General features: G+C 54.8%; 20 protein-coding genes. 16 read left to right on the forward strand and 4 right to left on the reverse strand.

Annotated elements, in window-relative coordinates; translation table 11 throughout:
- The first annotated feature begins 173 nt into the window (after positions 1-173).
- The 10 genes from BMZ81_RS00575 (at position 174) to BMZ81_RS00625 (ending at position 9,311) form a co-directional block, all read left to right on the forward strand.
- A complete protein-coding gene (locus BMZ81_RS00575; protein WP_091127655.1) occupies positions 174-1,157 on the forward strand; it encodes a LacI family DNA-binding transcriptional regulator in 984 nt (327 codons plus the stop codon).
- A gap of 325 nt (positions 1,158-1,482) precedes the next feature.
- Positions 1,483-2,556 carry a TRAP transporter substrate-binding protein gene (locus BMZ81_RS00585; protein ID WP_091127657.1) on the forward strand — a complete coding sequence of 358 codons (1,074 nt, stop codon included), beginning with the start codon at positions 1,483-1,485 and terminating at the stop codon, positions 2,554-2,556.
- Positions 2,557-2,592: 36 nt separating this feature from the next.
- Positions 2,593-3,123, forward strand: a complete 531-nt coding sequence (locus tag BMZ81_RS00590) for a TRAP transporter small permease (protein ID WP_091127658.1) — start codon at positions 2,593-2,595, stop codon at positions 3,121-3,123.
- Between the two features lie 3 nt (positions 3,124-3,126).
- Entirely contained in the window at positions 3,127-4,407 is a 1,281-nt protein-coding gene (locus BMZ81_RS00595; protein WP_091127659.1) for a TRAP transporter large permease, read from the forward strand.
- Positions 4,408-4,447: 40 nt separating this feature from the next.
- Positions 4,448-5,341 (forward strand): DUF6282 family protein, encoded by an 894-nt coding sequence (locus tag BMZ81_RS00600; protein WP_091127660.1) that lies wholly within the window; start codon positions 4,448-4,450, stop codon positions 5,339-5,341.
- Positions 5,342-5,418: 77 nt separating this feature from the next.
- Positions 5,419-5,811: an AraC family ligand binding domain-containing protein gene (locus BMZ81_RS00605; RefSeq protein WP_091127661.1), complete on the forward strand. Its 393-nt coding sequence runs from the start codon at positions 5,419-5,421 to the stop codon at positions 5,809-5,811.
- Positions 5,812-5,948: 137 nt separating this feature from the next.
- Positions 5,949-6,626 (forward strand): CoA transferase subunit A, encoded by a 678-nt coding sequence (locus BMZ81_RS00610; RefSeq protein ID WP_091127662.1) that lies wholly within the window; start codon positions 5,949-5,951, stop codon positions 6,624-6,626.
- Positions 6,614-7,270, forward strand: a complete 657-nt coding sequence (locus tag BMZ81_RS00615) for a 3-oxoacid CoA-transferase subunit B (RefSeq protein WP_091127663.1) — start codon at positions 6,614-6,616, stop codon at positions 7,268-7,270. Before BMZ81_RS00610 ends, BMZ81_RS00615 begins: the two co-directional genes overlap by 13 nt.
- 34 nt (positions 7,271-7,304) lie before the next feature.
- A complete protein-coding gene (locus tag BMZ81_RS00620; RefSeq protein WP_091127736.1) occupies positions 7,305-8,495 on the forward strand; it encodes a thiolase family protein in 1,191 nt (396 codons plus the stop codon).
- Between the two features lie 42 nt (positions 8,496-8,537).
- Positions 8,538-9,311, forward strand: a complete 774-nt coding sequence (locus BMZ81_RS00625; RefSeq protein ID WP_242942526.1) for an HpcH/HpaI aldolase family protein — start codon at positions 8,538-8,540, stop codon at positions 9,309-9,311.
- A 223-nt stretch (positions 9,312-9,534) separates the two neighbouring features.
- Here BMZ81_RS00625 and rpoN read toward each other — a convergent pair whose 3' ends face one another.
- From rpoN to trkA, 4 genes are all read right to left on the reverse strand, one after another.
- A complete protein-coding gene (gene rpoN / locus BMZ81_RS00630) occupies positions 9,535-10,905 on the reverse strand; it encodes an RNA polymerase factor sigma-54 (RefSeq protein WP_177187142.1) in 1,371 nt (456 codons plus the stop codon).
- A 177-nt stretch (positions 10,906-11,082) separates the two neighbouring features.
- Positions 11,083-11,982 carry an AEC family transporter gene (locus tag BMZ81_RS00635; RefSeq protein WP_242942528.1) on the reverse strand — a complete coding sequence of 300 codons (900 nt, stop codon included), beginning with the start codon at positions 11,980-11,982 and terminating at the stop codon, positions 11,083-11,085.
- Positions 11,983-12,123: 141 nt separating this feature from the next.
- A complete protein-coding gene (locus BMZ81_RS00640; RefSeq protein ID WP_091127666.1) occupies positions 12,124-13,596 on the reverse strand; it encodes a TrkH family potassium uptake protein in 1,473 nt (490 codons plus the stop codon).
- Between the two features lie 20 nt (positions 13,597-13,616).
- On the reverse strand, positions 13,617-14,978 hold the full coding sequence (trkA, locus tag BMZ81_RS00645) for a Trk system potassium transporter TrkA (RefSeq protein ID WP_091127667.1): 1,362 nt from the start codon (positions 14,976-14,978) through the stop codon (positions 13,617-13,619).
- 257 nt (positions 14,979-15,235) lie between these two features.
- Between trkA and acpP the strand changes: the two genes are divergently transcribed.
- The 6 genes from acpP (at position 15,236) to BMZ81_RS00675 (ending at position 19,952) form a co-directional block, all read left to right on the forward strand.
- Complete coding sequence (gene acpP / locus BMZ81_RS00650; RefSeq protein ID WP_091127668.1) at positions 15,236-15,466, forward strand: acyl carrier protein; 231 nt, start codon at positions 15,236-15,238, stop codon at positions 15,464-15,466.
- Positions 15,467-15,530: 64 nt separating this feature from the next.
- Positions 15,531-15,941, forward strand: a complete 411-nt coding sequence (locus BMZ81_RS00655; RefSeq protein WP_091127738.1) for an acetyl-CoA carboxylase biotin carboxyl carrier protein — start codon at positions 15,531-15,533, stop codon at positions 15,939-15,941.
- A gap of 3 nt (positions 15,942-15,944) precedes the next feature.
- Entirely contained in the window at positions 15,945-17,336 is a 1,392-nt protein-coding gene (gene accC, locus BMZ81_RS00660; RefSeq protein WP_091127669.1) for an acetyl-CoA carboxylase biotin carboxylase subunit, read from the forward strand.
- Positions 17,333-18,187, forward strand: a complete 855-nt coding sequence (gene accD, locus BMZ81_RS00665) for an acetyl-CoA carboxylase, carboxyltransferase subunit beta (protein WP_091127670.1) — start codon at positions 17,333-17,335, stop codon at positions 18,185-18,187. The genes accC and accD overlap by 4 nt, the downstream gene beginning before the upstream one ends.
- Positions 18,184-19,005, forward strand: a complete 822-nt coding sequence (locus BMZ81_RS00670; protein ID WP_091127671.1) for an acetyl-CoA carboxylase carboxyltransferase subunit alpha — start codon at positions 18,184-18,186, stop codon at positions 19,003-19,005. The genes accD and BMZ81_RS00670 overlap by 4 nt, the downstream gene beginning before the upstream one ends.
- The gene (locus tag BMZ81_RS00675) at positions 19,002-19,952 is read left to right on the forward strand and encodes a beta-ketoacyl-ACP synthase III (RefSeq protein WP_091127672.1); all 951 of its coding nucleotides are present in this window, start codon (positions 19,002-19,004) and stop codon (positions 19,950-19,952) included. Before BMZ81_RS00670 ends, BMZ81_RS00675 begins: the two co-directional genes overlap by 4 nt.
- Position 19,953: the final 1 nt, after the last annotated feature.

Genomic DNA, 19,953 nt, shown 5'->3' on the forward strand with positions numbered 1-19,953 from the left:
TTTTTTCAGATACGGTGGCCCCATCAAGACCAACCCAGACTCATTTGTCCAGGCATAGCCTCCAAAATTTTTGACAAAATTATGTGAACTTTGCCGCATTGACATTGTGGATACAGCTCGTTATTATGAATGCAGATGGAACGTTCCCACAGAAAGGATAGGTGAGGGCACACGTGATTACGATTAAAGATTTGGCAGCTGTATCCGGCATGTCAAAGTCCACGGTTTCCCGGGTGATCAACAATGCGCCCAACGTAAAGCCAGAAACGCGTGAGCGTGTGATGAAAGCCGTTCAGAAGCTTGGCTACCAGCCGGATATTCTGGCCCGCGGCATGGTCACTGGTACGCTTCCCATGGTTCTTGTAATCGTCGGTGACATCCAAAACCACTTCTTTACCCAGGCTCTGGCCGGTATTGAGACAACCCTGGAAGAGAACGGTTTCATGGTTGTTGTTTTTGACAGTGGTTATGAGCATAAACGTGAAGTGACTTCCATCCAAATGGCAAAAATTTGCCATTTTGCAGGAATTATTCCGATGACCGGCTTTAACAGCGATCAGGTAAACCAAGAATTAAAGGAATCTGGTTGTCCGGTGGTGCTTTTGAATTGCCATCGGGAAAACGACCTGTTCGATCAGATTTTCGGTGATGACTACCAAGCCGGACTATATGCCACCAAGGCTTTAATTGAACGTGGATATCGGAAAATTTACCATTTTTCCGGTAACTCCACGATGTCTTTCATCAGCGCCGAGCGAGAGCGCGGGTATCGCCAGGCAATGGAAGATGCCGGGTTGCCGGTGACGCCGGATATGGTTCGCCGCGGCAATCTTCGGCAGGACAGCGGCTATATGCTGGCCCAGCAGTGTCTGAAGCAGGGTACCGACTCCGTGGCTCTTTGCTGTAATAATTTTCTGATGTGCCTTGGCGCCATGACCTATGCCCAGCAGCATGGCCTGGTGCTTCGAAGGGATTATGGAATGGCCATCTGTGAGCAGCCTCCAAGTTTCTATGGAGAGGGCGAGTTCATCTATGCGGGTCCAAGGCTGCAGGAAATCGGCAAGGCCGCAGCAACCCTCTTGCTGGATCGCATAAATCGCCCTGAAAAGGAAAAGGAAACACAGTTGTTTTCCTCTCTGGACGTATACAATCCCTGATCCCCTGTTATACCGGCGCAAGAACATTTTTCTTTCCTCCGTTGACAGGGGATGGTTTTTTGCCAGTATTGGGAACGGTCCCACTAAACAATTTTTATGCCATGTTTTCTTTGGTTCTCCCTGCCGCTATCTGTATTGCTTTTTCTTTTTGAAGCATCACAAGCACGCGGTTTTCATTTTTCTCATTTTTGGGAGCGTTCCCATTCTTGAATTTTACTTTGGGTTGAAGCTCCTTGTATTGTCCCGACAAAGTCTTTTGTTGAAATGTTATAGGAAATGCTTCCGCATTTTCTGAAACATATATTTTGAAAAAGAGGGTTTGGTTATGGAAAAGAAATTTGGCAAGCAAATGAAAAAAGTCACCGCGCTTCTCCTATGTACCGCAATGTTCGGCACGATGCTGACGCTGACTGGCTGCGGCAGTTCCAGTACCCCCAGTGATTCCGGAACTTCCGGCAGCGACGCCCCCACACAGAACGATTCTTCTGACGGCATTGTTTGCAAAATGGCCACTGGCGGGCAGGACACGCTCCCCAGTTACGCCACCGCTCTGGACGTCATTGACGACATTGAAGCCAACAGCGACATTCAGTTCTCCTACTTCGGTGCGCGCCAGCTGGGCGATGACGCAGAAATTCTGCAGCAGGTTATGGCCGGCACCATTCAGATGGGTGGCACTGCAGCCTCTGCCTTCAGCACTTACACCAACTTGTTGGACGCTTTTGCAGTTCCTTTTGTCCTGGACTCCTATGATAAGGAACGCGCGGCCATGCAGACCGAGGAGGCGCAGGCGATTTTTGATGCCGTGGAAGAAGCCACCGGCGTGAAGATTCTGGTCTCCTATGACTCCGGTATGCGGTACCTTGCTAATAACAAGCACGCCATTGCCAATTTGGAGGATCTGAAGGGGCTGAAGATGCGGGTGGTCCCCTCTGATCTGCTGATTGATTCCTTCTCCGCTATGGGTGCAAACCCCTCCAACCTGGCTTACGGTGATATCTATACCGGTCTTCAGAACGGCACCATTGATGGTGAAGAGATTAATATCACCTCCATTTATTCTGAAAAGCACTATGAGGTTCTGAAATATTTCAGCGACATGGGCATCTATCCCTTCGCGACCTGCATCTTTGCCAACGCCGAGTGGTTCAATTCCCTCTCCGCTGAGGATCAGGAGGTTTTGCAAAGCAGCTTTACCAATGGCTACAACTACCTCTTTGACCAGCACCTGCCTGAGGCGGAGGCCGCCGGTATGGAGGCGATGGAAACCGCCGGTGTGGAAATCACCGCTATCGAGGATCCCACGCCTTTCAAGGATGCCGTTACGGATGTGATTGAGGCCTATAAGAGTAAAGATCCCCTGATCAAGGCCTTCATTGAGATGGCAGAGGGGCTGTAAGTATCTTCATTCAACCTGCTGAAAAGGAGGATTTCTGTGAGAAAAGTTTTTGCGGCCTATGAAAAGCTGATGGGTGCGATCTATTCTTTGATCCGAGCCTGTATCGCCGTTATTCTGGTGGTCATGGTCTGTGTCACCTTTATGGAAGTCATCCGCCGCTATATTTTCGGCTTGTCCTTTATCTGGGCAGAAGAGCTGGTCCGCTTCCTTTTGGTTGCAACCTCCTTCTTTGGCGGTGCCGCAGCCTATCGCGCCGGCGCATTGGCCTGCCTTGATCTGGTAACCAGCCACCTTGGGGAAAACATCAAAAAGGCAATTGATATCGTGGTGACCATCCTGATCATCGGCGTATGCATCTATCTTTGTGTCCAAGGGTACACCTATTCATTCACGCCCCAGATTGCCAACATGTACAGCACGGGACTGAAGCTGAAAATGACCTACGTCTATCTGACCATTCCCATTGGCTTTACTCTGCTAGTTCTGTTCGCCATTGAGCATCTGTTCGATGCGTTTTCCTCGGATCTCACCCCCAAGAACACAAAAAGCGAAGGAAAGGAGAGCTGAGAAATGGGCATTGTTGCAATTATATTTGTCATTACTCTGCTCGCCGGCGTTCCCATGGCCTTTGTTTTGGGCCTGGCGGGCATCACGCACCTGTTTGCCATCGGCGAGCCGGCGTACATGTCCATCATCACCCAGCGCCTATTTACCGGCGTAAACTCCTTCTCTCTAATGTGTATTCCCTTCTTCGTCCTGGCCGGCGAACTGATGAACAAGGGCGGTGTTACCAAGCGGCTTTTGAATCTGGCACGGGAGATGGTTGGCTGGATTCCCGGCGGCATGGCTTACTGCTGCGTCATTTTGGCCATGGTGCTCTCCGCTATTCTGGGGTCTGCCAATGCCGTCACCGCCATTCTCTGTGCGATTCTCATTGCAGAGATGGCAAAGGATGGCTACGACGCTGATTTTACTGGCTCCCTAATCGCTGCATCCGGCGTGCTCGGCCCCATCATTCCACCCAGCATGACCTTTATTATTTACGGTGTGCTCACTGGTGTATCTGTCTCCAAGATGTTTATGGCAGGTGTGGTTCCCGGGGTTCTCCTGGGTGTCGGCTATGCAAGTGTCATCGCCTATTACACGAAAAAACGGGGCTATAAAAAGTCCAAGGAGCGCTTCGATCCCCAGGCCTGCGGCATCGCTTTTGTAAAAGCCATTCCCGCTCTGCTGGTTCCAATTGTCATCATCGGCGGTGTCATGGGCGGTGTCTTTACCCCTACCGAATCTGGTGCCGTGGCTGTGGTGGCCGCAGTACTTGCCAGCTTGATCTACCGTTCCTTTGATGTAAAGGCCATGCCCAATGTGCTGTTGAATACCGGCATCACCACGGCTGCCATTATGCTGATTGTTGCGTTCGGCAATATCATCGGCTGGAGCATGTCCATTGACGACATCCCCAATAAAATCACCAACGCGATTCTCTCCGTCACCAACAACCCGCAGGTGGTCATGCTTTTGATCATTGTATGTCTGCTGGGCATCGGATGCGTGATGGACGCCTTTGCCGCCATGTATGTTTTTACCCCGGTATTCTATCCCCTGGCAGCTGCGGTGGGGATTGATCCCATTCACTTCGGTATCATCTTCTGTCTGATGCTGACCATCGGTCTCATCACGCCGCCCGTCGGCATGCTGCTGTTCGTAACCTCCAATATCTCTGGCGTACCACTGGCCAAACTAAGCAAATCCGTTTGGCCGTTTGTCTTGGCCGCCATGGCAGTTGTGCTGCTGATGGCATTTATTCCCCAGTTGGTGATGTTTATTCCCAATCTGTTTTCCGCCACTTAAAATTGCAACGCTTCAATATAGAAAGGACTGGATTTCAACAATGAGCTTTTCCAAACGCATTCTGGAGGGATTTGTGGACATGCACGTTCACGCGGGTCCCTCTGTCGCCGTGCGCAGAGTTGACGCAGACGAAATGATGGAGATGGCCGGCGAGGCTGGTTACCGCGCCTTTCTGGTGAAGGATCACTACTTCCCCACCATGATGGGAACCCGGATGATTACCGAGCACCACTCCAAAAACGGCTGCCAGTGCTTCGGCGGGCTGGCTCTGAACCGCTCTGTGGGCCTGTTCAATGTCTATGCGGTGGACGCCGCCTGCAACATGGGCGCCAAAACCATCTACATGCCCACGGTCTCCTGCGTCAATCACATCGTCGGCCATTCCGGCGGCCACAAATTCGTTGGGTCCGGCGACAGTTCCGTGGTGGATAACGGCATCAAGTATGTGGATGAGGCCGGCAAGCTGAATCCCGCAGCAGAGGAAGTCATTGCCTTCATTGCCAACAAGCATCCCGAAGTCGTGCTGTGCACCGGCCACGGCTATGCCCACGAGGTAGACGCTGTTGTCCGCAAGGCGGCGGAACTGGGTGTAAAGAAAATTTGCGTCAACCACCCCCATTTTCTGGTCAACGCCACCTATGAGCAGATGCGGGAGTGGGCGGATCTGGGCGCCTACATCGAGCTGAATGCCGCCGTGTTCAGCTCCGTTGCAAAGTCCGGCACCTGCCCGGATGAAATGGCCGGCAAAATTCTGGAGACTATTCCCACCGAGAAAATCGTGCTGGACTCCGATCTTGGCCAAAAGATCAATGTGGATCCCATTACCGGCATGCTGCAGTTCATCAACCTGCTGGCGGACAAGTTCGGTGTCACAGAGGAGCAGATCAACCTCATGGGTAAGAAAACCCCCGCCATGCTGCTTGGTCTGGACTAATCCCTTTTACCTGTTTCCTTTTTCATTTTTAATAATTTTAATAAACATATCAATTGAATTTTTGGAGGTAAGTTATCATGGCAAAGGCAAGTGAAGCCGTACACGGCAATTTCTACGAATCCCCCTGGCAGCCCGTCCGCGCCGGTATCGGCCGCGTGGTATTTGCAGGCGCCCACACCAAGGGCTGCACATTGGCTGTGGCGGAGTGCCAGAACGGCAACGCCGTTCGTCCCCACACCCATCCCCATGCGCAGCTGGCTATCGTCCTGCGCGGCCAGTGTGATTACTATGTGGAGGGAAAGGCCTACCGCATGAAGGAGGGTTCCTGGCTGTGGGTGCCCGCCGGTGTGGAGCATTACATCCACGTTTATGACAGCGACGTGCCTGTCATGAATCTGGACGTCTTCTTCCCTGACCGCATGGAATATGTGGATGCTTACGACGAGTTCGTTGCCGGACTGGAGAAGTAACCTTTGATTGGCCGGGCCTCTGGACAGAGCGGAAAGGCCGCGGCCACTTTCACGGCATCTGCCTGCGGCCGCAGGCAGATGCCGTAAAAACATACGCGCCTTAAAAAGAGGGCGGTGTACATAGGAGGAATTTTACATTGGTCAACAAAGTGAAAACCGCACGGGAGGCGCTGAAGGGCCTCCACGATGGTGCGGTCATCATGATTGGCGGTTTTGCCGGCGCAGGGTCTCCAAACCAGCTGTGCGCGGCATTGGCCGAAATGGGATACAAAGATCTGACGGTTATCAGCTGTGACGCAGGACGTGCCGGTATCGGCGCAGGCGCCCTGCTGCGAAAGGGCCAGGTAAAGACCTTGTACGCTTCCCATGTGGGTGTGAATACGGAAGTCGGCAGCCGCAAACCCGGCGATGTTGTATACGACGTGGAGTATCATCTGATTCCCCAGGGAACCCTGGTGGAGCAAATCCGCGCGGGCGGTGTGGGGCTTGGCGGCGTGATTACGCCGGTTGGACTTGGAACCGTGGTAGCCGAGGGCAAGTCCACCATTGAAATCAGGGGGAAAACCTATCTGGTGGAAGAGCCTTTTCATGCGGAGTTCGCCCTGATCCGCGGCAGCATTGTGGATAAAAGCGGAAATGTTTTCTACAACATGGCAACCCGCAACTTCAACCCCGTGATGGCAATGGCGGCAGACCACGTCATCGTCGGTGCCGAAAAGGTCGTCGAGGTGGGCACGCTTGATCCCAACTATATTATGACGCCAGGCATTCTTGTGGAATCGATTGTAGAGGGGGAAGAGCCATGCTGGATTTAAAGGATCGGATTGCCCGCCGCGTAGCACAGGAGCTGAAGTCCGGTGATGTGGTCAATCTGGGGATTGGTCTCCCCATGAAGGTCGCACAGTTTATTCCGGCAGATATCGATGTGACATTTGAATCCGAAAATGGTTTTCTGGGCATTGCCACCGGCGCAGAGGTCACAGATCCCCAGCCGGATTTGCTGGATGCAGGCGGCCATTATTCCGCCATCAAGCCCGGCGCATGCTTTTTTGATTCGGCTGAGAGCTTCAGCTTGATCCGCGGCGGCCATATCGACATGACGGTTCTCGGCGCCATGCAGGTGGATGAACACGGCTCCCTTGCCAACTGGGCGGTGCCCGGCAAACTGGTGGTTGGCATGGGCGGCGCAATGGATCTGGTGGTGGGCGCCCGCAGGGTGATCATCGCCATGCAACACACCAGCAGGGGCACACCCAAAATCATGAAAAACTGTACACTTCCCCTGACGGCTGTGGGCGTGGTGGACACCATTGTCACAGAGATGGGAGTTATCAAGGTAACTCCAAACGGCCTGGAGCTGACAGAGCGGTTTGCAGACTATTCTGTGGAGCAGATTCAGGCAGCTACAGAAGCCCATTTGAGCATCAGCAAAAATTTGAATGTTCTGGAAGCTGTCTGAGCTTTCGGGTATTGACGGAAAGAAGGATTTCATGATGAGCGAGTTAAGAGATGTTGTGATTGTAGCCATGGCCCGCACCGCCACCGGAAAATTCGGCGGTTCCCTGCGGGATGTCCCCGCTCCGGTACATGGTGCTGAGTGCGTTAAAGCAGTGGTCCAGCGCAGCGGCATTGACCCCCACGAAGTGGACGAGGTCATCATCGGCACCCACTTTCAGGCGGGTACCAAGGCAAATCCGGCACGGCAATGCGCGCTTTACGCCGGTCTGCCGGAGACTACACCGGCATTTACCCCCAATAAAAATTGTGCCACGGCCATGAAAGCCATGCAGTGCGCCGCGCAGTCCATCCAGGTGGGTGACAACGATCTGGTGATTGCCGGTGGCTGCGAGACCATGAGCGCCATTCCCTACATCCTGCCGAAGGCCCGCTGGGGCTATCGCATGGGACCAGGCCGGGTGGAGGACAGTATGCTCCATGACGGTCTGGTAGACCCCTTCAAGAATTATCACATGGGCATTACCGCCGAGAATGTGGCTAAAAAGTGCGGCATCACCCGGGAGATGCAGGACCATTTTGCCGTGGAGAGCCATCGCCGGGCGGAAAAAGCCTGGGCCGGGGGCAAATACGACCAGGATATCGTGCCCATTACGGTGCGTCAGAAGAAGACGGAAGTTGTCTTTGATCACGATGAAACCTATATCAAGGACGCCCGGTACGAAAATTTTGCCAAACTGAAGCCCATCTTTATGCCCGACGGCGGCACGGTAACTGCCGGCAACGCCTCCCCCTGCAACGACGGCTCTGCCGTAGTCATGATGACTACCCCCGAAAAGGCCGCGCAGCTGGGACTCAAGCCTTTGGCCAGATTTGTTGCTGCCGTCTCCACCGCCCTGGATCCTGCCATTATGGGCTATGCGCCGGTCAGCGCCATTGAAAAGCTGGAGAAAAAAACCGGCATCAGCCGCAAAGATGTCGGACTTATAGAGCTGAATGAGGCCTTTGCCGCCCAAGCCGTCGCCTGCATTCAGGATCTGGATCTGGACCCCGCTCTTGTCAATGTCAACGGCGGCGCCATTGCACTGGGACACGCAGTTGGCTGCACCGGCTGCCGGATCAGTATGACACTGATTCGGGAGATGGCCCGCCGGAACGTACGTTACGGCATTGCCTCCTTGTGCATCGGCGGCGGTCAGGCCATGGCCACGATGTTTGAGCTATGCTGATTGGCCTTCAGAATTCGAATAAGAAGGAACAGTGATATATCCATGCATATGAAGAATCTTCTAAAGGAAAAGCTTGCAAAAAAAGATTACGTGCTGGGCGCTTTCGTTGCCTCCTGCAGCCCCACCAACGTTGAAATTTTGGGCATGAACGGTCTTGATTTTGTCATTCTGGACATGGAGCATTCTCCGCTGGGCCTGGAGACCATGGTGGATATGATCCGTGCGGCAGAGGCTTATGATATGGTAGCGATTCCCCGGGTCTATACGATAGAGACCAAGCTGATGCGCAGGATTTTGGACGTAGGTGCTCACGGTCTTTTGGTTCCAATGGTCAACAACATGACCGACGCCAAATACATTATGGATGCGGTAAAATTTCCGCCATTGGGCGCCCGGGGCATGAATGCCGGCCGCGGTCCCCGCTGGGGCGCGTATGACCATTACATCCAAGAGGCCAACGACGCGCTCTTTACCATGTTCCAATGTGAAACCTGCGAGGGCCTCCGCAACGTGGACGAGATCGCACAGATGGACGGTCTGGATTCTATTTTTATTGGTACCGGAGATCTGTCCCTGGACATGGGGCATCCTCAGGATCTCAAAAACCCGGAAGTTTCCGCTGCCATTGACAAAATTCTCTGTGCCTGCCAGAAGAACAACAAAATCCCCGGCATTGTCACCGGTTCCCCGGAGGCTGCCGCCGAGCGGATTCAGCAGGGATTCCGGATTGTAACAATTATGAATGATTTGGGAATGTTCAAAAAGCAATCCCAGCTTCAGATGGAAGCTGTACACGCCCTTTGTTCCGCTGAATAAAGATTTTTTGTTACCCGTGTGGCCATCCTAAAGTGTACACCCCAGATCTGGGCCGCTGTCCGGAAATGGGTTTCCCATTTCTCTTCCTGCTTTTTGCAGGTACAATTCCTTCCACTCGCTGCATCATTCATCGCGGTTTGAGGACTGAAAAAAGTCCGTCCAGAGTGCCCTCCCTCAGGGGGCCTGGACGGACTTTTTTTATGTCAATGATGCCTTCAGGCTCTCATCTTCCGGCTGCATTCTTTTTTCTGGCAGCCGCCGAGGCAATTCCAAGCTCACTCCGGTATTTTGCCACAGTCCTCCGCGAGAGGACAATACCAACACCGAGAAGCGCCCCGGTCAGCGCCTCATCAGAAAGTGGGCTCCGGGGATTTTCCGACTGAATAAAACGCCGGATATGCCGTTTGGCAGCATCAGGGGACACGGATGTCCCCTCTGTTGTCTGGACGGCCGCTGTGAACAGGCTGCGGAGCGCAAGCATTCTTCCGTTAAATTGGATGTATTTATCCCGTGCCGCACGGCTGACCGTGGAGACGCTTAAGGACAGTTCATCTGCAATCTGCTGCATCGTCAGCGGAATCAACTCACCATCCTCCAAAAAGTACCCTATCTGCCTTTGAACCGCTGCAGAAATCAAGCGGGACAAGGTAACCTGCCGATTCTGCACATTGGCAAGAACACTTTTTGCATCTGCAATTTTCTCTTTCAAATAGGGCTGCGCCTCGGCGCATTCCGGCTTCCCCAGTAGTGCGCAGTAGTCCTCCCGCAGGGAAACTCTTGGAATTGCGCGGGCATTCATTTCAATGGTAATCTGGCCGTGGCCGCAGGTCACCATCGCCTCTGGAAGAATATATGGTGTTTTGCTGTCCGCATAAAACCCTCTGGACGGAATAGGGTTCAGGGCCTGGATCACGTGAGCCGCCTGCTGGGCCGCCCGCTGCGAAACCTTTAAAAGCGCAGCAAGGCCAGCATAATCACCCGCGGCCAGCAGTGGAAGGCCCTCCTGCACCAAGTGGATATTCGTCTCTGTAAATTTCTCTCCCTCTGCCAGCTGCAGCAGCAAGCACTCCGAAAGGCTTCTAGCTCCTGTCCCAGGCGGATCCAAGGTCTGCACAGCGAAAAGCGCCTGTTCCAAATCGAACAGCGGTCGTTTCAGCTCTTCTGCCAATTCAGAAAGCGGGCAGTCCAGATAGCCCGCAGAATTCAAGCACCCGACCAGATAGTGGCACAGGGCCAGCATCGACGGATCTAAATTCGGCATCACATTGAGTTGGCTGTCCAAATACTCGGTATAGGAGATGGCGTGGGAAATATAAGCAGTAAAGTCCTTCCCTTCCACAGGGGACCTGTCCCAAATGGACCACTCCCCCTGCCGTTCGGCAATGAGCTCCGCATCTCCGCCGCGTTCCGCAGCCTCCAGATCCACCTGCCCCTGCGGAGTATCCTCAACTTCAAGCAGCGGGTTTGACAGGGCGGCCTCCTGCAGATAATCCGACAGCTCCATGGCAGACATTTGGAGGCACTGCAGTGATTGCCGCACAGCCTGTGTCAGGCTCAGTTTTTGCTCCTGTGTCAGATTTTGCTGAAGCTGCATAACCGCACATCCCCCGTTACATTTTTTATATGATACCATATTTTCAGGTTGCGGGCAAGGGTGACGCGTATCGTTTGCAGCAGAAGGGCTTTCCTCTGGCCTTCATTCCTGCGGCAAAGGATTTTTCCAGGTGCAGCAGAGCCGCGAGAAATTTTCACAGATCTGCTGCACCTGTCTTTACAGTACCAGGCACCACAGTGGGATCGCGGCCAAAGACAGCAAGGTGGAGACTGTCACGCAGCGGGCTGCAAATTCAGCGTTACAGTGGTACTTGACCGCCAGAATAGCGGTCGTTCCCCCCGCAGGCATCGCCGCCAGTATTACAGAAAGATTGGTGGCCAATGTATCCAAATGCATCAGGCGGCAGCCAAGCAGCACCAGCAGCGGAATCAAAACCAGTCGGATGGCAGAGTAGTACAGCGTCAGTCCGTCCAAAAAATCCCGCCAGCTTGCATCCGCCATCAGCATGCCAATCAAAAACATGCACATTCCCGTGTTGGAATTTCCCACCATGTAGATGGTATTGCCCAGTACCTCCGGAAGCTGAAATTGTGTGAGCATCAACAGCATGCCAATTCCAACTGCATCAATGCAGGGGTTCAATAAAATCTTTTTCCACACGGACTGCCTGTCTGCCCTTGTAAAAAATGACAGCCCGAGGGACCACATCGCCACCCGCTGCGGAATGAGGTAAATTGCCGCCAGCAATACACCCTGGCTTCCGAAAATGGCCTCTGCTACCGGTGTCCCCAAGAATCCTCCATTGGAGCAGATTGTGCCATATTGCAGTACTGGGCGCTGGGTGTCACTGCTGCTGCGGAACAGCACCACAGACAACAGCCAGCAAAGGATCTGAATGGCAACAGATACTGCCAGTACTTCTGCTGTCTGATAGAAAATATCCCTGTTGAATTCAACCTGAAAGGAACTGATGATGCTGCAAGGCAGCAGCAGGTCAAGAATCAGCTCTGTCAGTCCTCTTTGGAAGGATTCGCCCAGTATTTTTCGACGCTTGAAAAAGGCGCCCAGCAGCATCAGCAGGAAGAGCTGGCCCTGCAGATTGAACACGCCTGTCATGTCAATCACGTCTCTACCTCCTTACTTCCCGGCGATTTGCACATCATACGTATGATTTTTCCCCGGGGTCACTTCAGGTGTCAATTCACTTTCTTCATAAGAGAGGCGCAGTCCGATGGACTGCGCTTCTTAACCGGCTGGTTAAGAAAGAGTTTGTATCTGTTTTTTTTGTCCCAATTTGCGCTTCCAAATAGAAGGAGCAAACAGCAATAGCATGGGGAACAATTCCAAGCGCCCCGCCAGCATGTCAAATGCCAGAAGCAGCTTTGCCGGATTGGAAAAGCTGGAAAAATTCCCCATCGGGCCCACGATTTCCAAACCAGGCCCAATGTTGTTCACACAGGAAGCCACGGCAGTAAAGGTTGTGATCAGATCCATCCCCTCCAGTGACAGCAGCAGGCAGGATCCCGCAAATACCAGCAGATACACCGTCAAAAACAGATGAACGCTGCGAATCTGTGGATCCCGCAGAGGCTTGCCCTCCATACGGACCGTGGCCACTGCGTTGGGATGCAGCATCTGTCTCATATCGCATAAGGAGGTCTTCGCCAAAATCACAATTCTGGCAATTTTAATGCCGCCGCCGGTGGAACCCGCGCAGGCCCCGATGAACATCAGCAGCACCAGAATCGTTTTGGAAAATGCGGGCCAGGTATTGAAGTCCACGGTTGCATAGCCGGTGGTGGTTATAATGGAGGACACCTGGAAAAACGCGTGCCGCAAGCTGGTACCGAAAGCGTTGTAAATCTGATCAATATTACAGGCAATGGCCACCACGGATGCTGCCACCACCAGCAGATAGGTCCGCAGCTCCTCCGAGCGGAACACATCCCGAAAGCGACGAATCAGCAGAAAATAGTACAGATTAAAATTGATGCCAAACAGCAGCATAAACACGCCGATCACGATGTCAAAATATGCGTTGTCATATGCCCCGATACTCAGGTTCCGGCAGCTGAAGCCGCCGGTGCCCGCGCTGCCAAAGGAGTGGATACAGGCGTCAAACAGAGACATGCCGCCCGCCAGCAGCAGCACAATCTCCACAACTGTCATTACAAAATAGATGCCATAGAGGATTTTTGCGCTGTCGCTCATGCGGCTGACCAGCTTTCCTACCGTTGGACCCGGTACCTCTGCCCGCAGCAAATGCATACCATGGCCATCTGTCATGGGAAGGACTGCCATCACAAACACCAGCACGCCCATGCCTCCCACCCAATGGGTAAGACTGCGCCAGAACAGGATTCCCTTGCTCAGGCTCTCCACCTCTGTCAGAATACTGGCGCCAGTTGTGGTAAATCCAGACACTGTCTCAAAAAAAGCATCCACAAAACCGGGAATATCTCCGGAGATGGTAAATGGCAGCGCGCCAAACAAGGACATGACAATCCAAGCCAGCGCCACCACCGCCAAGCCATCCCGGGCATACAACGCTGTCCGCCGGGGTTTTTGGGCCCCCAGCATCAATCCGCAGAGCACCAAAAGCAGCGCAGGAATAAGAAATGGCTCCACAGATTCTCCATATAAAACTGCCACCAGCATCGGCAGCAGCAAAAGTGATGCTTCTGTCAGCAAAATTTTCCCGATGACGAAGCCAATCATACGATGATTCAAGGGATCAATCCACCTTTATTTCACTGCAGAATATCGCGGATATCATGCAGGGTCGTTCTTGTGGTGACGACGATAACGTCATCATTCAAATTCAAAACATCCTCACCGGATGGGATAATAATCTGTCCATTCTGCCGCACAATCCCCGCCAGCAGAACGCCGCTCTTCAGCTGCAAATCCCGCAGCGGTACGCCAATAAACGGCAGATCCTCTGTGATGCTGAATTCCAGCGCCTCTACCTTCTCGTCCACGATCCGGTGCAACGTTTTCACCTTGGTACCGGATGCATTCTGCATGGCCCGGACATACTGTAAAATCAACTCTGCAGTCACGGATCCTGCGGAAACCACGCTGTCGATCAGGCTCTCGGCGGACACCAAGTCTACCAGTGCTTTGCGGTTGATTTTCGCCACCACCTTACAGCCGTTTGTCTGCTTGGCGGCACTGATAGACATCAGGATATTCGCCTCGTCCATGCCGGTGATGGCTACAAAGGCGTCTGTTTGATCAAGGCCCTCTTCCTGAAGCAGTTCGCTGTCTGTGCCATCCCCGTGAATCACCAGTGCCTTTGGCAGCATTTCTCCTATTCGAATGCAGCGCTGCTCATCCTGATCGATAATTTTGACAGACATTCCCATCTCCAGCAGTTCTGAGGCCAGATAATAACAAATCTTACTGGCACCCACAATCATGACGGAGGTTGCCTTGCTGCGAAATACGCCCAAATGGCGAAAAAATTGCTCCAGCTGGTTTGGAGAGGAAGTTAAGTATATTTTATCACCAGCCTGCAAGACAAAGTCTCCTGATGGAATCATGGTCTCTCCCTTTCGGGTAACGGCACAGATTAAAACCCGGACCCGCAGATTTTGGTAAAGGGCGGACAGCTGAATGCCGTTCAGTGAGGTATCTTCCGGCAGACGGTACTCCACCAGCTCCAGCCGCCCCTTGGAAAAGGACTCCAGTTTCATCGCATTTGGAAACCGGAGCACCCGGGCAATTTCCCTGGCGGTAACTTTTTCCGGGTTAATCGCCATGGACAAGCCCAAATCACTTCGCATAAACCGGAGCTGCTTTTCATACTCCGGATTCCGAATTCTGGCAATGGTGTGATGCACGCCCATTTTTTTGGCAACCATGCAGGCCAGGATGTTAATCTCATCGCTGGAGGTTGTGGCAATCAGGAGGTTCGCATGAGCTACATCCGCCTCCTTTTGCACTTCATAGCTGGCACCGTTTCCGCATACGCCCATCACATCATAAATATTAATAATATTTTCCACAAGCTGTGGATTTTGGTCGATTACCGTGACCTTATTGTCTACAGACAGGTGCTGTGTCAATGCCACACCCACCTTGCCGGCGCCCACGATCACAACTTTCATACTGCTGCCCTCATTCTGCTTTGATATTCTTTGCAAGTTTTGCGATGGTACCATGTTGCATTATATCGGATGTTCTCTGAAAAGGGAATACCCTTCTTTGTTAAGGTTGTCGAAAAACGAAAAAAACTTTTTACATTCCCTTCCCAAATTTTACTTGACAAATTCCCTGTCCGTGCATACAATCAACTTAAATTATTTTAGTTAAATAATTTTAATTAAAATAATTTCATTACTTTCACACACAAGGAGTACTTTATATGGAATTTGAGAAAATGCGTGACATCATTGTGGAGACCTTGGGCTGCGAACCAGAGCAGGTGACTATGGAAGCCACCCTGACCGATGACCTGGGTGCAGATTCCCTGGCGTCCGTGGAGTTGGTCATGGCTCTGGAGGAGGCCTGCGGCGTTCACATTGATGACGCCGACGTGGCAAATCTCAAGACCGTTGGCGACATCTCCGCTTACCTGAACTCTCACAAGGCCTGATGAACATGCCGCCGGAGGGCTGTGCCCTCCGGCGGATGTGGTTCTTTTTGAGAAAGGAATTTTCATGACAAATCAAGAGATTTTTAGCCTGATGGACCGTTTTGAGCGCAGTTCTCTGCAGTCCATGAAGCTGTCCACACAGGAATATACCATAGAACTCTCCCGCGGAGTTTTCGGTGCCGCCATACCTGACGCCCCCACCCCGGCAGCCGCGGAGGTATCTCATGAAAGCACCAGCCCCTGTATCACCGCGCCGCTGGTGGGCACCTACTATGCTGCCTCCGCTCCGGATCAATCCCCCTTTGTCGCCGTCGGCGACCGCGTTGCCAAGGGGCAGACCGTCTGCCTCATCGAAGCCATGAAAATGATGAGCGAGGTCCCCGCCCCCTGTGACTGCGTCATCGAAGAAATTCTGAAAGCGAACGGAGACCTGGTGTCCTTTGGGGAGCCTCTGTTCCGCTACCGCACGGTGTAAGTCATGCTGAAGCGGATTTTAATTGCGAACCGTGGCGAGATTGCCCTGCGGATTCTGCGGGCCTGCCGGGAGCTGGGCATCGAAACGGTTGCCGTCTACTCCGAGGCGGACGCGGAGGCGCTCCATGTTCAGCTGGCAGGGCAGGCGGTGTGCATCGGCCCCGCCAGGGCCGCGGACAGCTATTTGAACCAGGGCGCCCTTTTGACCGTGGCAAAAGCCACTGGCTGTGATGGAATTCACCCCGGCTATGGATTTTTATCGGAAAATGCCGACTTCGCCGATGCCTGCGCCCAAGATGGTCTGACCTTTATCGGCCCATCCGGCGAGGCCATTCGAAAGGCTGGTTCCAAATCCGCCGCCCGGGATCTGATGCGGGCGGCAGGCGTTCCCGTGACCCCGGGTTCTGACGGGCCGGTCAACTGCGTCGAGGACGCTCTGGCTGCTGGAGAACGGGTGGGTTATCCTGTGCTGCTGAAAGCCAGCGCCGGCGGCGGCGGACGGGGCATTCGCCGCTGTGACAGCGCGGAGGCTCTGCCCTCCGCCTATGCGGAGGCCAGGGCGGAAGCCAAAGCCTGCTTCGGCAACGATGAGATGTATCTGGAAAAGCTGGTGCTGCGGCCCCGGCACATCGAGTTCCAGGTGCTGGCGGACCGCTTCGGCCATGTGCTTCATCTGGGTGATCGGGACTGCTCCGTTCAGCGGCGAAACCAAAAGCTGATTGAAGAGGCCCCCGCCCGGTGCCTGACTCCCCGGCTCCGCGCCGAGATGGGCGCAGCCGCCGTCCGGGCGGCAGAGGCTGTGGGGTATGAAAACGCGGGAACCGTGGAGTTTCTGCTGGATTCAGATGGAGAGCACTTCTACTTTATGGAGATGAACACCCGTATTCAGGTGGAGCACGGCATCACGGAGCTGGTCACCGGCGTGGATCTGGTGCGTCAGCAGCTGCGGATTGCCTCCGGCCTGCCCCTGGAGATTGCCCAGGAGGATGTGCAGCTGAAGGGGCACGCCATCGAGTGCCGCATCAACGCCGAAGATCCGGCTAAAAACTTCCAGCCCTGCCCCGGCAAGGTGGAGTTTCTCCACTTTCCCGGCGGGGCCGGGGTCCGGGTGGACTCCTGCCTGTATAACGGCTGTACCCTCTCCCCTTATTATGACTCCATGGCCGCCAAGCTCATGGTCCACGCCTCCTCCCGTCTGGAGGCCATCCGAAAGATGCGCCGCTGTCTGGAGGAGTTTGCCCTGGAGGGCTTCCCCACCAACGCGGAGCTCAGCTATCAGATCCTTTACCACCCGGTGTTCATTCGGGGCGCCTGCACCACGGCCTTTCTGGAGGAGCACCTTCCCGAGCTGCTGGACTTCAGCCGGCGGCTCAGTGAAAGCGGGGTGGATGCATGAACAACATCTTTGCCAAGCGCAGGGCCCGGCTTCTGGCTATGAAGGCCATCCGGGACAATCACGCCGCCGGTGAAACCGCCGTCACCTGCCCTAAGTGCGGGCAGATGAGTGATCGGAAGCTGGTGGCCCAGGAGCTCTCCGTATGTCCCAAGTGCGGATACCACTTTCCCATCGGCGCTTATTACCGTCTCAGCACCGTCCTGGATCCCGGTACCTTCCGGGAGCTGAACGAAAAATACCCTGCCGGGGATCCCCTGTCTTTTCCTGGCTACTGGGCAAAGCAGGAGCAAGCCCAGCGAAAAACCGGACTGAACGAGGCCGTGGTCACCGCCACTGGCGCCATCGGCGGGCACAAATGCGTGGTGGGCGTACTGGACAGCCGCTTTTTCATGGGCTCCATGAGCGCCGCCGTGGGGGAAAAAATTACGCTGGCCATCGAGTACGCCGGAAAGAACCACCTGCCCCTCATTCTCTTTGCCGCCAGCGGCGGGGCCCGGATGCAGGAGGGAATTCTCTCCCTGATGCAGATGGCCAAGACCAGCGGCGCTCTGGCCCGCTTTGCCGAAAAGAGGCTGCTGTATGTCTCCGTTTTGACGGACCCCACCACCGGCGGCGTTACCGCCAGCTTCGCTTCCCTTGGGGATATCATTCTGGCGGAACCGGGAGCCCTCATCGGCTTTGCCGGCCCCCGTGTGATTCAGCAGACCATCGGCCAAACGCTGCCGGAGGGGTTCCAGCGGGCGGAATATCTGGAGGAGCATGGCTTTGTGGATGCCGTGGTGCCCCGCATCCGGATGCGGGAGACGCTGATCCAGCTGCTGCGCCTTCATGAGAAAGGAGGCCATACATGAGTAACTCCTTATCCGCCGCCCAGCGGGTGGCCATTGCCCGAAATCCGCAGCGCCCCAACATCTCAGACTATATTGACGCGCTGTTTACCGACTTTTTTGAATGCAGGGGCGACCGCCTCTGCGGTGAGGATGCCGGCATTCTGGGCGGCGTGGCCCTGTTTCATGGCCGGCCCGTCACTGTCATCGGCACCCGGAAGGGCAAGACACTGGAGGAAAACCTCAAGTGCAGCTTCGGCATGCCGAACCCTGAGGGCTACCGGAAGGCCCGGCGGCTGATGCGGCAGGCAGAAAAGTTCCGCCGCCCCGTCCTCACCTTTGTGGATACCTCCGGAGCCTATCCCGGCCTGGAGGCGGAAGCCCACGGGCAGGGAGAGGCCATTGCCCGGAATCTCTATGAAATGAGCCGTCTCACCGTGCCTGTCATCTCCGTCATCACCGGAGAGGGCAACAGCGGCGGCGCATTGGCGCTGGCGGTTGCCAACCGGGTGCTGATGCTGGAAAACGCGGTATACGCCATCCTCTCCCCGGAGGGATTTTCCACCATTTTGTGGAAGGATGCCTCCCGGCACGACGAGGCCTGCGAGATGATGAAAATGACTGCGCCTGACCTGTTGGCACTGGGCGTCATCGACGACGTCATTCCAGAGCCCGACGGCGGTGCCCACCTGGCCCCCGCCATTGCCTTCCGCCAGCTGGACCGTGCCCTCAGGCACCACCTGGCGGAGCTGGACCGGGAGCGTGGGGCTGCCCTGGCGGCGGCGCGCTATCAGAAATTCAGACGAATGGGAGCGGCCGCTCCCCAGAAGGAGACGCAATGAACGGAATCAAAATCAAGGGAGCCGGCCGCTGTGCCCCCTCGAAAATTGTCACCAATGCGGACATGACCCAAATTGTGGACACCAGCGAGGAGTGGATTCTCTCCCGCACCGGCATCCGGCACCGGCATCACCTGGCCGAGGGAGAAACCATCACAGGCATGGCCGTGGAGGCCGCCCGCCGTGCTCTGGAGAGCGCCGGGGTTGCGCCGGAGGAAATCGGCGCGTGCATTGTCGCGACTTTGACGCCGGATACGCTGGTACCCTCCGCCGCCTGCGTACTGCAGCGGCAGCTGGGACTTCCCCACGACATTCCCTGCTTTGACCTGAACGCCGCCTGTACGGGCTTTCTCTTCGCCCTCCACACCATGGAGTGCCTGCTGAACGCCTCGCCCCGCAAGTACGGCCTGGTCATCGGCGCGGAGAATTTGAGCCGCATCACCAACTGGGCCGACCGGGGCACCTGCATTCTCTTCGGAGACGGCGCCGCCGGCGTGGTGGTGGAGTGTCGGGAGGGCTGGCCCTCCATCTCTGCTGAGCTCGGATGCCACGGTACCGACGAGATGCTGCGGGTGCCGGGGGTGGAAACCGGCGTCCCCAGCCTGATTTACATGGAGGGCACGAAAGTTTTCAAATTCGCCGTGCAGGCGGTGCCCTATTGTATTGACAAGGTGCTGGAGAAAACCGGAAAAACCGTGGACGACGTGGACTTCTTCGTCTTCCATCAGGCCAATGCCCGCATCATCGACCTGGCCGTGCGGAAATACCGGATTCCTCAGGAAAAATATTATAAAAACATCAGCGAATACGGAAACACCTCTGCCGCCAGCATCCCACTGGTCATCAGCGAGCTCTACGAGCAGGGCAGGGTCCGCAGCGGCAGCCGTGTGTTGGTGGTCGGTTTTGGCGGCGGCCTCACCTGGGGCGGCGCTCTGGTGGAGTTCGCGTGAT

Origin of the sequence: Oscillibacter sp. PC13, from assembly GCF_900115635.1 — a bacterium.
Classification (GTDB): Bacteria; Bacillota; Clostridia; order Oscillospirales; family Oscillospiraceae; genus Oscillibacter.